This window comes from Rhodococcus sp. AW25M09, from assembly GCF_000333955.1.
Taxonomy (GTDB): domain Bacteria; phylum Actinomycetota; class Actinomycetes; order Mycobacteriales; family Mycobacteriaceae; genus Rhodococcoides.
In genome coordinates, this window is the sequence record NZ_CAPS01000097.1 from 1 (window position 1) to 17,826 (window position 17,826).

Annotated in this window: 13 protein-coding genes; all 13 read right to left on the bottom strand. The window is 64.3% G+C overall.

Going from position 1 to position 17,826, the window contains the following annotated elements:
- On the bottom strand, nt 1–2,639 hold a 2,639-nt coding region (gene secA / locus RHODMAR_RS19235; RefSeq protein ID WP_042939900.1), incomplete at its 3' end, for a preprotein translocase subunit SecA.
- A gap of 324 nt (nt 2,640–2,963) precedes the next feature.
- Nucleotides 2,964–3,632: a ribosome hibernation-promoting factor, HPF/YfiA family gene (hpf, locus tag RHODMAR_RS19240; RefSeq protein ID WP_008717770.1), complete on the bottom strand. Its 669-nt coding sequence runs from the start codon at nt 3,630–3,632 to the stop codon at nt 2,964–2,966.
- 200 nt (nt 3,633–3,832) lie between these two features.
- Nucleotides 3,833–4,516, bottom strand: coding sequence for a ComF family protein (locus RHODMAR_RS19245; protein ID WP_042939906.1), 684 nt, complete (start codon nt 4,514–4,516; stop codon nt 3,833–3,835).
- Between the two features lie 44 nt (nt 4,517–4,560).
- Nucleotides 4,561–6,342 (bottom strand): MtrAB system accessory lipoprotein LpqB, encoded by a 1,782-nt coding sequence (lpqB, locus tag RHODMAR_RS19250; protein ID WP_042939901.1) that lies wholly within the window; start codon nt 6,340–6,342, stop codon nt 4,561–4,563.
- On the bottom strand, nt 6,339–8,024 hold the full coding sequence (gene mtrB / locus RHODMAR_RS19255) for an MtrAB system histidine kinase MtrB (RefSeq protein WP_008717776.1): 1,686 nt from the start codon (nt 8,022–8,024) through the stop codon (nt 6,339–6,341). The genes lpqB and mtrB overlap by 4 nt, the downstream gene beginning before the upstream one ends.
- Nucleotides 8,021–8,698: an MtrAB system response regulator MtrA gene (gene mtrA / locus RHODMAR_RS19260; RefSeq protein ID WP_008717777.1), complete on the bottom strand. Its 678-nt coding sequence runs from the start codon at nt 8,696–8,698 to the stop codon at nt 8,021–8,023. Before mtrA ends, mtrB begins: the two co-directional genes overlap by 4 nt.
- A gap of 4 nt (nt 8,699–8,702) precedes the next feature.
- Nucleotides 8,703–9,368, bottom strand: a complete 666-nt coding sequence (locus RHODMAR_RS19265) for a dTMP kinase (protein ID WP_008717780.1) — start codon at nt 9,366–9,368, stop codon at nt 8,703–8,705.
- Nucleotides 9,369–9,389: 21 nt separating this feature from the next.
- Nucleotides 9,390–10,874, bottom strand: coding sequence for an adenosylhomocysteinase (ahcY, locus tag RHODMAR_RS19270; protein WP_008717782.1), 1,485 nt, complete (start codon nt 10,872–10,874; stop codon nt 9,390–9,392).
- Nucleotides 10,875–10,963: 89 nt separating this feature from the next.
- Complete coding sequence (locus RHODMAR_RS19275) at nt 10,964–12,184, bottom strand: alkane 1-monooxygenase (protein ID WP_008717783.1); 1,221 nt, start codon at nt 12,182–12,184, stop codon at nt 10,964–10,966.
- A gap of 135 nt (nt 12,185–12,319) precedes the next feature.
- Nucleotides 12,320–13,837 carry an amino acid permease gene (locus tag RHODMAR_RS19280; RefSeq protein ID WP_008717786.1) on the bottom strand — a complete coding sequence of 506 codons (1,518 nt, stop codon included), beginning with the start codon at nt 13,835–13,837 and terminating at the stop codon, nt 12,320–12,322.
- Nucleotides 13,838–14,001: 164 nt separating this feature from the next.
- Complete coding sequence (gene manA, locus RHODMAR_RS19285; RefSeq protein WP_008717788.1) at nt 14,002–15,231, bottom strand: mannose-6-phosphate isomerase, class I; 1,230 nt, start codon at nt 15,229–15,231, stop codon at nt 14,002–14,004.
- Nucleotides 15,231–16,373: a hypothetical protein gene (locus RHODMAR_RS19290; protein ID WP_008717790.1), complete on the bottom strand. Its 1,143-nt coding sequence runs from the start codon at nt 16,371–16,373 to the stop codon at nt 15,231–15,233. The genes manA and RHODMAR_RS19290 overlap by 1 nt, the downstream gene beginning before the upstream one ends.
- Before the next feature lie 70 nt (nt 16,374–16,443).
- A complete protein-coding gene (locus RHODMAR_RS19295; protein WP_008717793.1) occupies nt 16,444–17,826 on the bottom strand; it encodes a phosphomannomutase/phosphoglucomutase in 1,383 nt (460 codons plus the stop codon).

The window sequence follows — 17,826 nt, forward strand, 5'->3', positions numbered from 1 at the left end:
GGCGGACGTGCGCTCGCCGGCGCGGCAGCAGGAGCAGCGGCCGGGCGTCCGGCTGCCACCGGAGAAGCCAACCCCGGAGCCACCGCGAGACCTGCTGAGGCAGCGGGTCCGGCAGGAGCCGGTGTCGCCTCCACCTGCAGGTTGAACAGGAAGCCGACCGACTCCTCTTTCAGACCTTCGAGCATGCCCTGGAACATGTCGTAGCCCTCGCGCTGGTATTCCACCAGCGGGTCGCGCTGCGCCATCGCGCGGAGGCCGATGCCTTCCTTGAGGTAGTCCATCTCGTAGAGGTGCTCGCGCCACTTGCGGTCGAGTACCGACAGCAGCACTCGACGCTCGAGTTCGCGCATCCCGTTCTCGCCGGCGATACCGTCGATCTCCGCCTCGCGGTTGGTATAGGCCGCTCGCGCGTCGTCGAGCAGCGCCTCACGCAGTTCGTCGCGGCTGAGGTCGCCCTTCTCGCCGTCCTCGTCCTCGCCGGCGAGGACCTTGTGCTCGAGGCTGACCGGGTAGAGGGTCTTCAACGCTGTCCACAGCTGTTCGAGGTCCCAGTCCTCGACATAACCATCGGCCGTGGCACCGTCGACGTAGGCGGTGATCACGTCGGTGATCATGCCCTCGACCTGGCCCTCCATATCGGCACCTTCGAGGATGCGACGGCGCTCCTCGTAGATGACGGTGCGCTGTTGGTTCATCACCTCGTCGTACTTGAGGACGTTCTTGCGGATCTCGAAGTTCTGCTGCTCGACCTGCGTCTGCGCGCTCTTGATGGCTTTGGACACCATCTTGGCCTCGATCGGTACGTCGTCGGGCAGGTTCAGCCTGGTCATGATCGACTCGAGTGCTCCGCCGTTGAATCGACGCATCAACTCGTCACCGAGGGAGAGGTAGAAGCGCGATTCGCCCGGGTCACCCTGACGGCCGGAGCGGCCTCGGAGCTGGTTGTCGATTCGACGCGAGTCGTGTCGTTCGGTGCCCAGCACGTACAGGCCACCGGCCTCACGCACAGTGTCGGCATCCGCCTTGACCTGAGCCTTGACCTCTTCCAAGGCAGGCTCCCAGGCAGCCTCGTAGTCCTCAGGGGTCTCCACCGGGTCCAACCCCTGCTTACGGAGCTGCAGATCGGCGAGGATGTCCGGATTGCCACCGAGCACGACGTCGGTACCACGACCGGCCATGTTGGTCGCGACGGTCACCGCGCCCTGACGGCCGGCCTCGGCGATGATCGTCGCCTCTTGCTCGTGGAACTTCGCATTCAGCACGTTGTGTGCGACGCCGCGCTTGGTGAACTGCTTCGACAGGTACTCCGAGCGCTCCACGCTGGTGGTGCCGATCAGCACCGGTTGACCCTTTTCGTGCCGCTCGACGACGTCGTCGACCACGGCGTCGAACTTGGCCTCTTCGGTCTTGTAGATCAGGTCCCCGTTGTCCACTCGGACCATCGGACGGTTCGTCGGAATAGGGATGACGCCGAGGCCGTAGATCTGATGCAGCTCGGCGGCCTCGGTCTCGGCAGTGCCGGTCATACCCGAGAGCTTGTCGTAGAGCCGGAAGTAGTTCTGCAGTGTGATGGTGGCCAGAGTCTGGTTCTCGGCCTTGATTTCCACCTTCTCCTTGGCCTCGATCGCCTGGTGCATGCCCTCGTTGTAGCGGCGCCCCACCAGGATTCGGCCGGTGAACTCGTCGACGATGATGACCTCACCGTCGCGGACGATGTAGTCCTTGTCCTTGGTGTAGAGCTCCTTGGCCTTGATCGCGTTGTTGAGGTAGTTCACCAGCGGCGAGTTGGCGGCCTCGTACAGATTGTCGATGCCGAGCTGATCCTCGACCAGTTCGACGCCTGCTTCGTGCACACCGATGGTGCGCTTGCGGATATCGACCTCGTAGTGGGTGTCGGCCTTCAGCATCGGCGCAATACGGGCGAACTCTCCGTACCACTTGCTCGAGGCGTCCGCCGGGCCGGAGATGATCAGCGGGGTGCGGGCCTCGTCGATGAGAATCGAGTCGACCTCGTCGACCACGGCGAAGTTGTGGCCGCGCTGCACCAGGTCGTCCAGCGAATGCGTCATGTTGTCACGCAGGTAGTCGAAGCCGAACTCGTTGTTGGTGCCGTAGGTGATGTCGGCGGCGTACGCCGCGCGGCGTTCCACCGGTGTCATGCCGGAAAGAATGACGTCGACCGACAGACCGAGGAAGCGGTGTACGCGACCCATCCACTCCGAGTCACGCTTGGCGAGGTAGTCGTTGACCGTCACCACGTGAACGCCATCGCCGGAGATCGCATTCAGGTACGCGGGAAGTACGCACGTCAGGGTCTTGCCCTCACCGGTCTTCATCTCGGCGATGTTGCCGAAGTGCAGCGCGGCACCGCCCATGACCTGAACGTCGAAGTGTCTCTGCGAAAGCACACGCCACGACGCCTCACGGGCCACCGAGAAAGCCTCGGGCAGGAGTTGGTCCAAGCTCTCGCCGGCGGAGTATCTCTCCCGGAACTCCGCGGTCTTACCGCGAAGTTCGTCGTCGGAGAGACTCTCGACGTCAGGAGACAGGGTCGAGACGTGGTCAGCGATGTTCTTGAGCCGCTTGACCATGCGACCTTCACCAACACGGAGCAGCTTGGAAAACGACAGCGACGGCACGGGCTTTCTCGTCCTCGATCCTCGGTTCACGGGTACTGACACGAACAACACTGCATTACGAACAACACTGGTACTTCAGGAACTCACGGGTTCGTCACCACGGCTTTTGCGCGGCGGGCAACCCGAACGCGTCCATGGTAGGCGGTAACGCTGTGGGAGCGGCAGCCCGACCGGCGGTCGTCGCAGTTCCCAGGCTCGCCATCGGCACAGACACCGACACAGCACTGCAGGCTCGACGTGGGAATAGTGTCTTCCGGTGTCGAGCCTGCAGCGGTGAGAGATTTCACGGACGGCGAACGAACGGAACCGCCGTGACCGACCGGGTCAGGTGAGCCTGATCAAGCCGTAATCGAAGGCGTGCCGTCGGTAGACGACCGACGGTCGGTCGGTGGCGCTGTCGTGGAACAGGAAGAAATCGTGGCCGACGAGCTCCATTTCGTACAGTGCGTCGTCGACGCTCATCGGCGCAGCAGAGTGGATCTTGGTCCGCACGATGTGCCCGGGACCGCTCTGATCGTCGTCGAAAGACTCGAGCTTCGTCTCGGGGTCGAGGGCCAGAGTGTCGTCCTCGGCGAGTTCGGCAGTGGCCTCGGCAACGGAAACGGGCCGCTTCTCGCCGTAGTGCACTTTGCGACGGTCCTTGGTACGCCTGAGTCTGTTCTCCAGTTTCGACGTCACCGCTTCGAGTGCGGCGTAGAAACTGTCGGCGCATGCTTCGGCACGAACCACGGGGCCCTTGCCCTTCGCGGTGATCTCCACGCGTTGGCATGCCTTGGCCTGACGGCGATTTCGTTCGTGCTGCAGTTCGACGTCGAACAGATAGATCGAAGGATCGAAGCGCTCGAGTCGCGCCAGTTTCTCGGAGACATACACCCGGAAGTGATCCGGTATCTCGACGTTGCGGCCCTTGACCACAACATCCGCATTGGTCTTGGCGGGTTCTTCCGAAGGCTTCTCGTCGAAGAAAACCGAGGCTTGTGAAGGGGTCGTCACGCGTACCTCCCGATATCGGCCACGCCCACTGTTGGACGTGGCAAGTGTGCATGCCGAATGGGGAACCTTCCGGCATCAAAGTCCGGGGCATCACCTCACATCTCGTGCAACTGGGGCGTGTTCGCGACGTTAGTCGGTCACGGACTCGTGTGCCACCGTTCACCCGGAATTGGTTGTCGGCGTGTCCGCCTCCTGACTCGTCATGCGCTCGCGACGACGAGAGCTCCGGCCAGCGGTATCCCGAATTCCACTAGCACTCTTGCCGATTCGGCGAGTGTCGCTCCGGTGGTCACGACGTCGTCGAGCAGGAGAACCGTATGGGTCGATGTCCGCGGACGGCCAGTGTCGGCTCGCGGACGACACACCCCGACCGCCTCGATGCGACCCGCCACATTGTGCTGGCGTTGTCCGGCCGACAAGCCGACCGAATCTCGGGCTCCACCGGACATTCGAAGCAACTCGGGCACCAGCACGGTCTCCGGCGCCAGCTCTTCGGCGGCGATCCGAGCGCATCGCAGCACAGGATCGCCGCCGCGGGCCCGTGCCGCGCGAGCCCGCGTCGGGGCACAGACCAGCACCAGCGAGGCGAGCTCCGGGGGATCGATCTCACCGGCATCGCGCAGATGTCCGATGGCCTCGGCCAGGGCGCGCCCCAGTGGCCGTGCCACCGATCGGCGGCCTCTCTCCTTCATTGCGATGACGCCGTTGCGGCGCGGCCCGCTGTACGTACCGAGGGCCCAGCAGGGCACACCGGGATCGACACGAGGGCGAACGGTGACGGGAGGGACGTACAGGGCCCGGGAACACCACGAGCACCAGTTCTCACCGGGTACTCCACAACCGGCGCACTCGAGCGGTAGAACCAGATCGAGGAGCGTTCGCATGTTCGTGAGTCTGCCCGCACCCACCGACACGCGTGCGCTCGATGTCAGCCGGGCAGAACCGGCACTGCTTTGACGCCGGCCAGGCCGGTGACCTCGCGCCAGTAGCGGTCGCCGACGGGGTCGGCGTTGTTGAGTGCGAACACCGCCCGCGAGTCGGCCACGTACTCCGTTTCCGGGGACGCATCGACCGCCAACACCGGCGTGGTCAAGTTGCGCGACGGCAGCGCGTCCATCCTGGATCCGTCGACGGTCACCTGAACCACCGGTGCGTCCGTGGCAACCCGTGCGATGACGATGGTGTCGCCGGTACTCCAGTCCAAGCTGGTGGCGTCGCTGCCGAGTCCGATGGCCACGGCGCGGGGTGACGTCAGCGAGTACACCCCCGAAGGATCGCGCACCACGGTCGCCACGTACACGACGCCGTCGACGATGATCGCTGCTCGCACCCCATCGCGGGCCAGCCTCAGTTCGGTGATCCGGGTGCCCAGGGTCGTGACTGCGTCGGCTTCGACGGGGATCACCGACACCTGACCGTTGGAGGGGTCACGAGCAGCACGGATGACATTGGTGCCGTCGATCACCGCCCAGGCCGCATTGTCGTCGGACCCCCAGGTCGGCCGGGTGATCGATTGGCCCTCGGCAACCGGGAACGCGCCGCCGTCGTAGCTGCCGATCAGCAGGGTGCTGGACGGCGCGGGGGCCGGACGTCCGGTGTCTGCGACGCCGGCCACGAGGGTGCCGTCGTTGGACAACGCCACCGAGCGCAGATTGCGAGCCTGACCGAAATACCCGGGAGCGGGGCTTGTCTGCGCTTCGTCGACGCGGAGCAACCCGCCCGCTGCGAGCGCGTGCAGTCCGACGGTGTCTTCACTGCTGCCCTGCGGATCGAACGAGTCGACCCCCGCGGTCGTCCACCCGTCGGGTTTGGTCGTGTCGATCGGTTGACCATCGGCCAACAGCACATAGGGACCTGCCACCTCGGCCGAGGCGAGGGTCCAGATCACCTGAGCGGCGAGAAGTTCCCGGTCGCGGTCACCCTTGTTCTGCAGGCCGCCGAAGTCGATTCTGATGCCGCCGAGTCCGACCCCCACCTGTGAGGTCTGACCGTCGGCTTTGGTGATGGGTCCGCGAATGCTCACGTCCTCGGACAGCTCGTTGCTCACTGCCGCCGACAGAGCCGATTTGGGACCGTCGATGAGCAGCTGCACGAGTTGATTGGCGAGTTGGTCCGAAGATCCACTGGTCCAGCGCACATCGGGAACGAGCACGCCACCGAGCGGATCGACGAAGTAGAGCGATCGTTGCTCATAGGTGCTCAAGAATGCGGATCGATCGATCACGACGCCGGGCGGCAACTTCGAGATGCGCCACTGGCCGTCCACCCGCATCATCTCGATCGCGACATCGAAGGTGTCCGACCCGGCCTGATACTCCCCACCGGAGGCCAGTATCCCCGCCGTCTTCGAGCGAATGGTGAACTGCGCGGTATCGGCCGAGCGTGGGCCGGAGAGAATGTCGATCCGGTCGGCGATCACCGTTCGTGCGCCGTCGTCCCAGGTTCCCGACGCCTCCTCGGTGAGAAATTGGCGAGCGGCCTGGTGCCTGTTGGCGGAGACGGCGCTCGCGTCGAAGAAGTCGTCGAGCAAGCGATCCGGTTCGCGTCCGGGCTCGGGAGCCGGGGCGCTGGTGGGCGCGGCATCTTCGGTCAAGGTTCCGATGGCCTGGGGGCTGGACGACTCGGGCAGGCTGGCACATCCGCCGACCAGCGCGACCAGAAGTATGCAGATCGCCAGCACGCGAGCGCCGCGACGAACCGACCGACTCACGTCATCGACTCCGACGCGGAGGACTTCTGTGCGGTGATCGAGGGAACGGGTTGACCCTGCGCGTATTTCTTCGTGCTGGGCTTGAGGGGCAGCGGGGATCCGATCACCTTGTGCCCACGTACGAGTGGCAGCGTGAGTCGGAAACATGCGCCTTCTCCTACCGCTCCCCACGCTTCGAGCTTACCGTCGTGCAGACGGGCGTCCTCGACGCTGATCGCCAGACCGAGTCCGGTGCCACCGGATCGACGAACGCGAGAGGGGTCCGAGCGCCAGAAGCGGTTGAACACCAATTTCTCTTCTCCGGGTCGCAGCCCGATCCCCTGGTCGCGCACCACGAAGGCGGCCGCGTCGGCATCGGAACGCAGCCGCAGCAGGACCGGCTTGCCTTCACCGTGGTCGAGGGCGTTGGCGAGCAGATTGCGCAGGATGCGTTCGACTCGCCGGGGGTCGACCTCGGCAACGACGGCGGTCTCGGGCATGTCGACGATCACTTCGGTTCCGGTCTCGCGTGCCAGGTGCCGCACGGTGGACACCGCAGCGCGGGCACACATGCGCAGGTCCAGTTGCTCGGCGGAGAGCTCGGCGACGCCCGCGTCGTGTCGGCTGATCTCGAGCAGGTCGCCGAGCAGAATCTCGAACCGGTCCAGCTCGTTGACCAGCAGCTCCGAGGATCTCTTGAGTGCTGGGTCGAGGTCGTCGCTGGCGTCGTGGATGAGGTCCGCGGCCATCCGAACGGTGGTGAGTGGTGTCCGCAGTTCATGGCTGACGTCGGAGGTGAAGCGGCGCTGCAGGTTGCCGAATTCCTCGAGCTGGGTGATCTGCTTGGACAGACTTTCGGCCATCTCGTTGAACGACATCGCGAGTCTGGCCATGTCGTCCTCGCCACGGACCGGCATTCGCTCCTTGAGCCTGCCGTCGGCGAACCGCACCGCGATCCTCGATGCAGATCGGATGGGAAGGACGACTTGGCGAGCGACGAGCATCGCGATCGCTGCGAGCAGTACCAGGAGCACCACGGCACCGATGAACAACGTGCCGCGTACGAGGGACAGCGTGCGGTCTTCGCTGGCCAGTGGGAAAATGAGGTAGAGCTGTAAGGCGGCGATGTCGGATCCGGTGGGCGATCCCATGATGAGAGCGGATCCGGAGTAGCCGCCGTCACTTTCGGTGACGGTGGCGTACTGCGAGCTGATCAGGCCCTTCTTGACGAATTCGCGCAGACTGTTCGGGATCTGATCGACCGGACCGACCGACGCCTCCGCGCGGGTGGCGTCACCCTCCACGATCAGGACTGGATCGAACGAACCCGCGGACCCGGTGGTCGACGCGGCGTCCAGGTCCTGGTTGGTCAGGGCCGCCCTCGCTCGTTCGAGGCGCGTGGCAAGGCCACTCGAGTCGTCCGCTCCGGCGAGGTTGCCCTCGACGGTGGTACGGGACCGATCGAGTTCCTCGGTGGCCGCAGATACCTTGGCTTCGAGTAGTCGATCGGTGATCTGGCTGGTCAACACCACACCGAGGATGAGGATGACCACCAGCGACAACGTCAACGTCGAGACGACGACACGGAGTTGCAGGGAACGTCGCCAGGCATGACCGAGCGAGGTACTCAGCGAACGAAACAACCGCAGTACAGGAGAGAACTTGCCGTTGATCCGCCGCCGGGAGTGGGAGAAACCGATCACGGCGGTCCGGCCTTGTAGCCGACCCCTCTCACGGTCAACACCACCTCGGGGTTCTCGGGGTCCTTCTCGACTTTGGCGCGCAGACGCTGTACGTGCACGTTCACCAGTCGAGTGTCGGCAGCGTGGCGGTAACCCCACACCTGTTCGAGCAACACCTCGCGGGTGAACACCTGACGCGGCTTGCGGGCCAACGCAACGAGCAGATCGAACTCGAGGGGAGTGAGCGAGACGAGTTCGTCTCCGCGGCTGACCTTGTGTGCCGGTACATCGATGACGATGTCTGCAATGGACAGCAATTCGGCGGGTTCGTCCTCGGTCCTGCGCAGCCGTGCTCGAACGCGAGCAACGAGTTCCTTCGGCTTGAACGGCTTCATGATGTAGTCGTCCGCGCCTGATTCGAGGCCCAACACGACGTCGACGGTGTCGGTCTTGGCCGTCAGCATCACGATCGGAACGCCCGAATCGGCCCGCAGTACGCGACAGACGTCGATGCCGTTCATTCCCGGAAGCATCAGATCCAGCAACACCAGGTCCGGCCGGTTCTCACGAACAGCGGACAGCGCTTGGGTGCCATCGCCGACCACGAAAGGCTCGAATCCTTCACCGCGAAGCACGATGGTGAGCATCTCCGCCAGAGCCGAATCGTCGTCCACAACCAGAATCCGAGGCTTCATGCTCTTATGGTGTCACTTTCCGCGCGGCTGATGGCTGATTGAACAACTCGGCGGCGAGTCGATCAGGGTCGACGTCCGCGGCGACGACGCGCCACGGAGACACCCAGTTCGATTCGGCGAGGCGGACGTAGACCGCCGAGGTCCGACTTTGCAGGGAGCCGTCTCGCTCGTAAGCATCCCGGGCTCGCGCGGCATCCGCGCTCTCTCGCGACGCTGCCCGCTCGGCCGCGAGTGCCACGGGTACGTCCAGGAGAATCTGAACATCCGGAATCGGCACTCCGAATCGAGCGAATTCGAGCTCCTCGATCCATTCGACGGCCTCGCCGTCGGAGGACTGTTCCAACCGGGCAGCGGTGTATGCGGCATTGGAAGCAACGTATCGATCGAGAAGAACGATATCGTTGTGCGAGAGCAACTCTCGGATCTCGGCGACCGCATCCCGACGATCGAGCGCGAACAACAGAGCCATCGCATGCACACTGCCAGCGGTGTCACCGTGTCCGCCTTTGAGCGCCTCCGCCGCCAGATCGGCGTGGACCGATCGGTCGTATCTCGGAAACCCGATGCGTGCGACGTCGAGTCCGTCGCGTTCCCACGCCGAAACGAGCCGACGGGCGAGCGTGTTCTTGCCCGCGCCGTCGACTCCTTCGATGACGAACAGTTTTCCCACTTCTCGGACCGATCCGAGAAGTCAGTAGCGGTAGTGCTCGGGCTTGTACGGGCCCTCGACGTCGACGCCGATGTACTCGGCCTGCTCCTTGGTGAGCTTGGTGATCGAGCCACCGAGCGCCTCGACGTGGATGCGCGCAACCTTCTCGTCCAGGTGCTTGGGCAGGCGGTAGACCTCGTTGTCGTACTCGTCCGGCTTGGTCCACAGCTCGATCTGCGCGATGACCTGGTTGGAGAAGCTGTTGCTCATGACGAACGACGGGTGGCCCGTGGCGTTGCCGAGATTGAGCAGACGCCCCTCGGACAACACGATGATCGAATGACCGTCCTTGAACTGCCATTCGTCGACCTGCGGCTTGATCTTGATCCGCGTGACGTCCGCAGCCTTCTCGAGGCCGGCCATGTCGATCTCGTTGTCGAAGTGACCGATGTTGCCCAGAATCGCCTGATGCTTCATCTTGCGCATGTGCTCGAAGGTGATGATCGACAGGTTGCCCGTGGACGTGATGACGATATCGGCCTGCTCGATGAACTCGTCTACCGTGCGCACGTCGTAGCCGTCCATCAGCGCCTGCAAAGCGTTGATCGGGTCGGCTTCGGTGACGGTCACGCGCGCACCCTGACCCTTGAGCGCCTCTGCGCAGCCCTTGCCCACGTCGCCGTAGCCGCAGACCAGCACGGCCTTGCCGCCGATGAGGACGTCGGTGCCACGGTTGATGCCGTCGATCAGCGAGTGGCGGGTGCCGTACTTGTTGTCGAACTTGCTCTTGGTGACCGAGTCGTTGACGTTGATCGCTGGGAAGGAGAGCTCTCCGGCGGCTGCGAACTGGTACAGACGCAAGACGCCGGTGGTGGTCTCCTCGGTGACACCCTTGATCGAGGATGCGATCTCGGTCCACTTGGTCTTCGACGCCTCGAGCGAGCGGCGAAGCAGTCCGAGGAACACCTTGTACTCGTCCGAGTCGTGGTCGTCGTCGGTCGGCGGGACAACGCCGGCTTTCTCGAACTGCGCGCCACGGAGCACGAGCATGGTCGCGTCGCCGCCGTCGTCGAGAATCATGTTGGCGGGCTCGCCCGGCCAGGTGAGCATCTGCTCGGCCGCCCACCAGTACTCCTCGAGGGATTCTTCTTTCCACGCGAACACCGGGACGCCCTGGGGCTCCTCGGGGCTTCCGTAGGGCCCGACGACCACGGCTGCGGCGGCATGATCCTGGGTGGAGAAGATGTTGCACGATGCCCAACGGACCTCGGCTCCGAGCGCTACCAGGGTCTCGATCAACACGGCGGTCTGCACAGTCATGTGCAGAGACCCCGAGATTCGCGCTCCCTTGAGCGGCTGAACATCTGCGTATTCGCGACGAAGTGCGATCAAGCCGGGCATCTCGTGCTCGGCCAGCCTGATTTCCTTGCGGCCGAATTCTGCGAGGGAAAGGTCTGCGACCTTGAAGTCGATTCCACCGCGGTGATCCGCCGTGAGTGCCGATCCTGACGTAACTGAGGTCGTCATCTTGCCTCTCCTGTTGACTGAGTGTCTGTTGTCCAGGCTATCGGGTCCGCGCGCCCCGGCTACCGGCTGCCCGGAAGCAAGGGGTGGCTCTATCCGTTTCGTCGCGCTCGCGCAAGAATTCTGCTGCGCTTGCGGGGCAGGATGTTGGCACGGGTGACATCGCCTTCGTAGTGCTCGAGTACCCGAGGGTCCATCACTCGACGCCACAGCGGCGGAATTGCGGCGAGCATCACCATCGTCGCGTAACCGGCCGGCAGCTGCGGAGCCTCGTCGCAGGTGAGCAGCGTCTGATAGCGCTTGCCGGGATTGGTGTGATGGTCACTGTGCCGCTGGAGGTGATACAGAAAGATGTTGGTGCAGATTCTGTCGCTGTTCCAGCTGTGACGGGGAGAGCACCGCACGTACTTGCCGCGCTCGTTCGTTTCGCGAAGCAGAGCGTAGTGCTCCACGTAGTTCACCATCTCGAGCAGCACGAACCCCACGACCGCCTGCAGCAGCAGATACGGCGCGACCTGCCAACCGAAAACGACGATCAACGAGCCGAACAGCACAGCGCTGAGCAGCCAGGTGTGCAGGAGAGCATTGGTCGGGCTCGCGACCGAGCGACCCTTGCGCCGAAGTCGCTGCGCCTCGAGTTTCCACGCGGAGACGAGCCCGAGGACAGTACTGCGCGGCACGAAAGTCCACACGCCCTCGCCCAGTCGCGCACTCGCGGGGTCGCCGGGGGTAGCCACTCGCACGTGGTGACCACGATTGTGCTCGACGAAAAAGTGCCCGTAGAGCGTCTGAGACAGGGCGATCTTGGCCAACCATCGCTCGTGTCGCTCGATGCGATGGCCCAGTTCGTGAGCGGCGTTGATACCGGTGCCCGCAACCAGCCCCACCGTCACCGCAAGGCCGATCTTGTCCACCACATCGAGTTGGCCGTACGCCCACATCCAACCTGCGACGATCAGTCCGACGAACTGAATCGGGAGAAACAGGTACGTGCACCAGCGGTAGTAACGGTCGTGCTGCAATTTCTCGCTCGCCGACTCGTCGGGGTTGTACCCGTCCTCCCCCGCGATCAGGTCGATCATCGGAATGATCACGAAAAACACCAGTACACCGCTCCACCAGAAGAGCGACATGCCCGTCCAGTAGACCAACTGCGACGGAAGCAGTGCCGATGCGGGCGCGAGCAGCCCCAGCATCCACAGATAACGCTTGCTGTCCTGCCAGCGAACCGAACGTTCACCGGCCTTCGAATCCCGCCCCCCGACAGCGACACCCGAATCCCCAGTAGGAGTGATTCGGCCGTCCACACTCACTGTTTCAACACCCTCTCATCGAACTTTACGAGTCCTCCAGGTCTGTTTTCAAGGTTATAACATTCAAGCAGTTCGATCTCCCTCGAGCTCGATTCCCCCGAAATACCTCTACGGGCCACCTGAAGGCTCGTGTGCTCAACGTCTCGGTGCTTCGCCACGGGCTTTCTCGGCTTCGCGCAATCCCATCACCGAGTGACGCCTGCTGTAGACGACGTAGACGACGACCCCTGCCACCATCCAGACCACGAAGCGCAGCCACGTTTCGACCGACAGGTTCAGCATCAACCACAGGCACGCGAGGACTGCGAGAACCGGCACCAACGGAACCCACGGCACGCGGAAGCCACGCTCGAGGTCGGGTCGAGTTCTGCGCAGGACCAGAACGCCCGCCGACACCAGCACGAAGGCGAACAGCGTTCCGATGTTGACCATCTCTTCGAGAGTGCCCAGTGGCACGAAGGCAGCGAGCAGGCCGACGATGATGCCTACCAGAATCGTCGTCCGAACCGGTGTGCCCTTCGCTCCGGTGTGCGCCAATCCCCGCGGCATCAAGCCGTCACGCGACATGGCGAAGAGCACCCGGGTCTGGCCCAGCATCAACACCATCACCACGGTCGTCAGACCGGCAAGCGCGCCGAAGGAGATGATGTTCTTGGCCCAGGTGAGCCCGTTGAGCTCGAACGCCGTCGCCAGGGTGGAACTGTCTCCGGCCAAATCTGTGTAGTTGACCATTCCGGTCAGTACCAGAGTGACTGCCACATAGAGCACGGTCACGATCGCGAGCGATCCGAGGATGCCCCTCGGCAGCGCCTTCTGCCGCTCACGCGTTTCTTCCGCAGTAGTCGCGACCACGTCGAATCCGATGAATGCGAAGAACACCAGAGACGCAGCTGCCAACAGCCCGTACCAGCCGAATGTGCTGCTGCCTGCACCTGTGACGAACGAGAGCAGAGACTGATGCAGACCCTCGCCCGTGGAACCGGGTTGCGACGGCGGAATGTACGGGTCGTAGTTGGCGACCTTGATGTAGAAGGCACCGACCACGACGACGAAGAGAACCACGATGACCTTCACCGCGGTGATGACCAACGACACGCGGGAGGACAGCTTGGTCCCCGATGCGATGAGCACCGTCAGCACCACCACGACGAGCAATGCGCCCCAGTCGACATTCAGTGGACCGATCTCCAGCACGGGGGCAGCGGTACCGAGCAGGTCACCCAGATAGAGCGACCACGCCTTCGCCACGACGGCGGCGGCCAGGCCGAACTCGAGGATCAGATCCCAGCCGATGATCCAGGCGACGAACTCGCCGAACGCCGCGTACGAGAACGTGTACGCGCTTCCGGCAACGGGAACCGTGGATGCGAACTCCGCGTAACACAGAGCCGCGAGCCCGCAGGCGATCGCTGCCAGCACGAACGCCAACGACACCGCCGGTCCTGCAACGTTTCCGGCGGTTCGAGCGGTCAGGGTGAAAATGCCTGCCCCGACGGCTACCGCCACACCGAACACGGTCAGGTCCCAGGAACCGAGTTCCTTTCGGAGTTTGGTGTCGGGTTCGTCGGTGTCCTCGATGGACTGCTCGATCGATTTCGTCCGGAACCACCCCGTCGTGCGCGGGGCCTTCGCCGGCCGGTCTGCTTTGGTCATCGGGTCTCCGTATCGCCACTCGCCTGCGTCGACGGAGTACCGAAAATCCGTCGCGGAATCACTGTGTCATCAGACTATTGCCTACAGGCACACCGCTCGCACACGTCCTCGGTTCCGGCCGACTACCGCCGATCGGTGCCCGGCGGCGACGTGCAACAAGCGACCTACAGGCGGCCGACGGAAGCCACGAACACCTCGGCATCGTCCGAATCGGCGGTGACGGTGACAGATTCGTCCGCGGCCGGTATCCAGGCCGAGCTGCCCTGCGGCACCGTCAGTGGGGACTGCCGGCCCCCGGCTCCTGCCACGACGGTCCCGCTTGTGCACAGCAGAATCCTGGGACCCGATCCCGGGATGTCGACAGTCTCCCCCGCCGCCACCGCCGTCCGGCTCAGCGCGAATTCGGGTGCAGGAGTGGGATACACGTACGACGACCGATCATCGATCCCCGGAGTGATCGCAGAGACCACGGCGGGCTCGAAATCCAGTACCCGCAACAATTCCGGGACATCGACGTGCTTGGGTGTCAGCCCCCCGCGCAACACGTTGTCGGAATTCGCCATGATCTCCACGCCCGTGCCTCGCAAGTACGCATGGAGATTTCCCGCGTCGAGGTACAGGCCCTGACCGGGAGCCAGCGTCACCCGATTGAGCAGCAGAGCTGCGAGCACACCGGCGTCACCGGGATAGGACTCTCCGAGCTCGAGCAGAGTCCTGGCCTCGGCCGCAAACCGCCCACCGTCCGTGCGCGCCGGCCCGGAAAGATAGTCGATGCAGCCCTGCGCGACGGCCGGCAGAATATCGTCGAGCGACTGCCCGGGCAGCGTGATCCACGAGGTGAACACCGTGCGCAGCCCGGACGCGTCGGGTTGGGCAGCCAGCAGCGAGCGGTACCCGGCGAGCGCGGAAACGGCCAATGCATCGAGCAGTTCGACTGTCTCGGTCGGTCGGCGGAAACCGGCCAGCGCCTCGAACTCGGTGAGCGCCACGATGAGTTCGGGCTTGTGATTGGGGTCCCGATAGTTTCGCACCGGGGAATCGATGGGCACACCCGCAGCGTTCTCCCGCGCAAACCCCTCCCTGGCCTGGGCGCTGCTGGGGTGAGCCTGCAACGACAACGGCTCTTCTGCCGCAAGCAGTTTCATCAAATACGGCAATCGTGACTCGTAGTGCTGCGCCGAACAGCCCAGCTGCGTTCCAGGATCTCCGTCGATCACTGCGAGCAACGGCGTACTGCCATTGTCGTGGACCACGTGCGCTGGGTCGGCTGGGTGCGCCCCGAGCCAAATCTCCGCCTCGGGATGATCGGAGGGCACCGGCCGCCCCTGCATACGGGCCAGCGCGGTTCGCGATCCCCATGCGTAGGACCGAACAGCGCCTCGCAAGAGCTGCACTAGCTACCGCCCATCAACAACAGATACGCGGCGGTCGTGTCCAGCCGCGTCGCCAACACGGACATCGTGTCGAGCACCGAGAGTGTAGCCGGATCCGGAGTCGAGACAGCGATGTCGAATTCGGACCTCGCGCGTTCGCTACCGAACAGTGCCTCGCTCGACTCGGTGAGCAGCAATTCCGAATCCGGTACCCCGGCTATTCGACGTTCGGTCATCGCGCGATCGGCTTCCGCGGCCACGACGATGACGCGCATCGGCAATGCCGGCGGTGGGCCGTCCAGTTGCTCGTCGTGAAAGAACGAGTCGAATGTCTTTGCGGGGCTCGACGATTCGGCAATCGACGCGCGAACGGATGCAGCGATGACATCACCGAGTTCCCCTGCACCGACCACGGCACCGGCTACCCGCAGCAGCACCTCACTGCCATGCCGAGCAACCTCGACAGCGGCTGGGCTGCTCCCGGTCAACACCACACGACGACCGTTCACTCCACTGGCGAGAGCCTTGGCCGGGTTGTGAAACACCTCGTTGGAGGGACTGTTTCGCACCGCCTCGGCGTCGAGCAGATCGGCCAGACGGGACAGGTTGGGCAGCAACGTCTTCCACGACCCGCCGGCGACCGCACCGAGCGCCGCAACGAATGCAGCGAGATAACGCATCAGGGCGTTGTGGTCGCGCACCGCGATCCGCGGCGGCATCCACATGACTCGGGCCCCCCTGACGCCGCGCAGCGGCCCTTCCTCAGGGGCCACCACGACGACTTCCGCACCGCGGCGCGAGGCGGCGTCCACCGACTCGGCCAGACGCGGATCCCCCGCGTCGTCGCCCGCGACCACGACGACATCCAGTGGCCCGATCCACGGCGGAGTTCCGGTACTTCGAACCAGCGGAACTCCGAGCCGGTCTCCGAGCGCTGCGACAAGAAGCGACGCGGCCCGGCTGCTGCGACCGTCGCCGGTCACGATCACCACACTTCTGGGTCGCAAATCGGCCAGTCGGTCGAGCACCCCCTCGTCGACCTCAGTCGAGATGGCGCGGACCTGAGCGCCCGCAAGCGCGGCGCTGCGCAATACGCCCTCGCGATCGGCCGCGATGAGAGCATCGGCATCGTCGAGATCGACCAGAGACGACACTGCCGTCATGGCTCCGACACCTCCTCTTCGTCACCGAACGGAAACGTCCGTGTACCCACTCATCAACCCTCGGTAACCACTATTCCAGTCCGGCGCGAACGATGCTCAATATCTCGGTCGAAAGCGCGTCGACGTCCTTGCTGGTGCGCGCCTCCACATTCAATCGGAGCAACGGCTCGGTGTTGGAGGCCCGCAGGTTGAACCAGGCACCGTCTTCGAGATCGACCGTGACACCGTCGAGGCGGTCGATACCCGCGGTCCGATCCGCGAAGGCCGTCAGCACGGCATCCGTACGCTCGGCCGCGTCGTCGACGGTCGAGTTGATCTCACCCGATGCGCTGTAGGTCTCGTAGGTGGCCATCATCTCCGACAACGGCCGATCCTGCGCACCGAACGCAGCGAGGACGTGCAACGCGGCGAGTATGCCGGAGTCGGCACCCCAGAAATCGCGGAAGTAGTAATGGGCGGAGTGCTCACCACCGAATATCGCTCCGGTGTCGGCCATCTGCTGCTTGATGAAGGAATGCCCCACTCGCGTGCGTACCGGAGTACCACCGAGCTCGGTGACCAGCTCTGGCACCGCACGGGAGGTGATCAGATTGTGGATGACCACCGCCCCTGGCTCCTTGGCCAGTTCACGCTCGGCCACCAGGCAGGTGACGGCAGAGGGCGAGACGGGGTCGCCCTTCTCGTCGACGACGAAGCACCGGTCGGCGTCGCCGTCGAACGCGAGCCCGATATCGGCGCCTTTCTCCACGACGAAACGCTGCAGATCCACCAGGTTCGCCGGATCGAGTGGATTCGCCTCGTGGTTGGGGAAGTTGCCGTCCAGCTCGAAGAACAGCGGCTCGATCGTGACCGGCAGCGGCTCGAACACCGCGGGAACGGTGTGCCCACCCATTCCGTTACCTGCATCGACGGCAATCTTCATGGAACGAATTCCCGACAGATCGACCAGGTCTCGCAGGAACTGGGCGTACTCGCTCAGCACGTCGCGCGACGTGACCGTCCCTGCTGGGCCGTCGAACTGCGGTACCCCGTCCACCAGTTCGGCCTTCACGACGGCAAGGCCGGTGTCCTGTCCCACGGGCTTCGCACCGGCGCGACAGAGCTTGATTCCGTTGTATTTCGCCGGATTGTGACTGGCGGTGAACATCGCGCCCGGGCATTCGAGCAGTCCGGAGGCGAAGTAGAGCTGATCGGTGGACGCCAGACCGATGTGCACCACGTCGAGCCCTTGAGCGATCACGCCCTCGGCGAACGCCCGAGACAGGGCAGGCGACGAATCACGCATGTCGTGGCCGATCACGACCGACTGCGCGGCCCCCGCCTCGTCACGTACCAAGCGGGCGAAGGACCCACCCACGTCACGGACGAACGCCTCGTCGATCTGTTCACCTACGACGCCACGGACGTCGTAGGCCTTGATGACTGCGTTCACGGACTCTACGGTTCGGGCCAC

What these genes read in the sequence shown, in the direction of transcription:
- RHODMAR_RS19280 (WP_008717786.1), bottom strand. Translation starts at nt 13,837, where the DNA reads ATGACCAAAGCAGACCGGCCGGCGAAGGCCCCGCGCACGACGGGGTGG.
- RHODMAR_RS19245 (WP_042939906.1), bottom strand. Translation starts at nt 4,516, where the DNA reads ATGCGAACGCTCCTCGATCTGGTTCTACCGCTCGAGTGCGCCGGTTGT.
- mtrA (WP_008717777.1), bottom strand. Translation starts at nt 8,698, where the DNA reads ATGAAGCCTCGGATTCTGGTTGTGGACGACGATTCGGCTCTGGCGGAG.
- RHODMAR_RS19290 (WP_008717790.1), bottom strand. Translation starts at nt 16,373, where the DNA reads ATGACGGCAGTGTCGTCTCTGGTCGATCTCGACGATGCCGATGCTCTC.
- ahcY (WP_008717782.1), bottom strand. Translation starts at nt 10,874, where the DNA reads ATGACGACCTCAGTTACGTCAGGATCGGCACTCACGGCGGATCACCGC.